Here is a 2713-nt window from a genome sequence, read left to right as displayed (position 1 = left end):
GGTTCGACTGCGTCGTCTCGGCCTACGAGACGTCCGAGACCGACGGCGTCGAACTGCTCGAAACCGTTCGGAGCCGACACGGCGACGTCCCGTTCGTGCTGTTCGCCGGTGGGGGGTCCGAGGCGGTCGCCAGCGAGGCGATCTCGGCCGGTGTCGACGAGTACCTCCGCAGGGGAGAGATTGGTGACCAGTACGAGCGGCTCGCGGCTGCCGTCGACGAGGTCGTCGCCCCGACCCGGGGCGACCGCCGGACCGTCGACCACTTCGAGCGGATCTCCGACGCGTTCTGTGAGGTCGACGACGACTGGCGCGTGTCGTACCTCAACGACCGCGCGGTGGACCTGATCGACCTCGACGCGGACGAGATTCTCGGCGAGCGGCTTTGGGACGCGTTCCCGAGGACCGCCGATACCGACGCCGAGGCGACGCTCCGCGAGGCCGCGGCGACCGGCGATCCCGTCCAGTTCGAACAGCACGTCGACCGGCTCGACGCCGACCTCGTCGTGAACGCGTACCCGACCGACGACGGGATGGCGCTGTACGTCCGGAACGTCACCGAACGGCGGGAGCGCGAGCGCGAACTCCGCGAACTCTCCGAGCGCCTCCAGCTGGCCGTCGAGGGGGCAGACGTCGGGGTCTGGGACTGGGACGTCCAGACCGACGAGGTCCGCTTCGACGAGCGGTGGGCGGCGATGCTCGGACACGAGCCCGAAGAGATCGCGTTCGAACTCGCGTCGTGGGAGGAGCGCGTCCACCCGGACGACCTCGACTCGGCGTGGAACGCCATCGAGCGACACTTCGCCGGCGAGACCGACCTCTACCAGTGCGATTACCGGATGCGGTCGAAGTCCGGCGAGTGGCGGTGGATCCGCGACCGCGGCCGCGTCGTCGAGCGGACCGACGACGGCGAGCCTCGACGAGCCGTCGGCATCCACATCGACGTCACCGAGGAGAAGGCGCGCGAGCGCGAACTCGGGCGGTACCGCCGGATCGTCGACGAGCTACCTGAGCCCGTCTGCGTGTACGACGCGGAGGGACGGTTCACGCTCGTCAACGACCGGCTGGCCGAGGTGTACGAGACCACACCGGAGGGGCTCGTCGGGCAGCGGAGCACGCTGGTCGAGCGGATCAGAGAGACGAGCGACGGCGACCCGTTCGCCGCGCTCGTCAAGGGCGATCGGAAGTCGCTGGCGGGGACCACGGAACTCGACGTTCCGAGCAATTCGGGCATGATCATCGACTACGCGCTGACGCGGCTCGTCATCGACGGCGAGTTCGACGGAATCTTGGGCATCTCCCGGGACGTGACCGACCAGCGGCGGCGGCAGCGGCGGCTCGAACACACGTCCGCGCGGCTGGAGGCGCTGTTCGAGCGCTCGCCGGACATGATCGACATCCACGACGAGGCGGGGGAGATCGTTGACGCCAACCGGGCGATGACGACGGCGCTCGGGTACGACCGCGACGAGATCGTCGGCATGGACGTGTGGGAAGTCGACGACGAACTCGACCCGGAGGAGGGTAAGCGGCTCTGGAACGGGTTGGAGATGGACGAGACGGTTCGGTTGGAGACGTCGTTCGTGCGCGCCGACGGCTCGACGTTCCCCGTCGAGGTCAACGTCCGGCGGATCGACGTCCGGGGAGAGGACCGATTTCTGGCGAGCAGTCGCGACATCTCCGAGCGCAAGGCGTACGAACGGCGCATCGAACGGGAGAACGAGCGCCTCGACGAGTTCGCCTCGATCGTCTCGCACGACCTTCGGAACCCGCTCAACGTCCTTTCCGGGTACCTCAGACTCGCCCGCGAGACGGGGACCGACTCGTACTTCGATCACTGCGAGCGCGCGCTCGACGAGATGGAACGGCTGATCGACGACGTGCTCGCGCTCGCGAGGCAGGGCGAGACGGTCGGGTCGTTCGAGCGCGTCTACCTCGGGGAACTGACCGCCGCGTACAGCGACGAGGCGTTCGAGTCGGCCGGCGGCGACGGTCCGTTCGAGACGGCGGAGGACGCGGGCGACGCGGACGGAACGCCGGTTGAGGTCGCGGTCGAGACCGACGGTGAGATCCTCGCCGACCCCGGGCGGGTCCGCCAGCTCCTCGGGAACCTGTTCCGGAACCCCGACGAACACGGCGGCGAGCGCGTCGTCGTCGGTGACCTCACCGACGGCTTCTACGTCGCGGACGACGGGCCGGGAATTCCGGAGGACGAGCGCGAGACGGTGTTCGAGAGCGGGTACACGACCTCCGAGACGGGGACCGGGTTCGGACTCGCCATCGTCCAGCGCATCGCCGAGGCGCACGGCTGGGAGGTCGCCGTCACGGAGGGGGACGACGGCGGCGCGCGCTTCGAGTTCGCCGGTGTCGACCGCCCGGAGTCGGCCGCCGCGGACGAGCGGTGAGAGCGGAACCCGACCCCTCGCTATTTATGGATGTGTCGCGACCTCCAGAGTGGCCGCGGGGCGGCGACGGATCGGTCGTCGCTGACTACCCCGCACGCGCCGCCGACGCATGGACAGCGAAGACGAGTCGACCGACCGGACGCCCGCGGGCGTCTCCCACAGAGTCCTCCACGGTGCGGCGCGGGCGTTCCTGACGGGCCGACTCGCCGGCTCGGTCCCCACCTCGCTCTACTGGACGCTCGCGGCGGAGTACCGCGAGCGGTACGCCGTCCGCGTGGGCGACGACGCTCGCGTGGTGCGGCCGTATAGAC

General features: G+C 69.7%; 2 protein-coding genes. Both read left to right on the top strand.

Going from position 1 to position 2713, the window contains the following annotated elements:
* Positions 1 to 2402, top strand: a 2402-nt coding sequence (locus tag BN903_RS08175; protein WP_048077311.1) for a PAS domain S-box protein, incomplete at its 5' end; no start/stop codon positions are given.
* A 109-nt stretch (positions 2403 to 2511) separates the two neighbouring features.
* Positions 2512 to 2713, top strand: a 202-nt coding sequence (locus tag BN903_RS17385) for a hypothetical protein (RefSeq protein ID WP_048077278.1), incomplete at its 3' end; no start/stop codon positions are given.

The sequence above is a fragment of the Halorubrum sp. AJ67 genome (assembly GCF_000513435.1).
The sequence above is the reverse complement of the archived record's forward strand: the minus strand, read 5'-3'. Positions and strand labels throughout refer to the sequence as shown.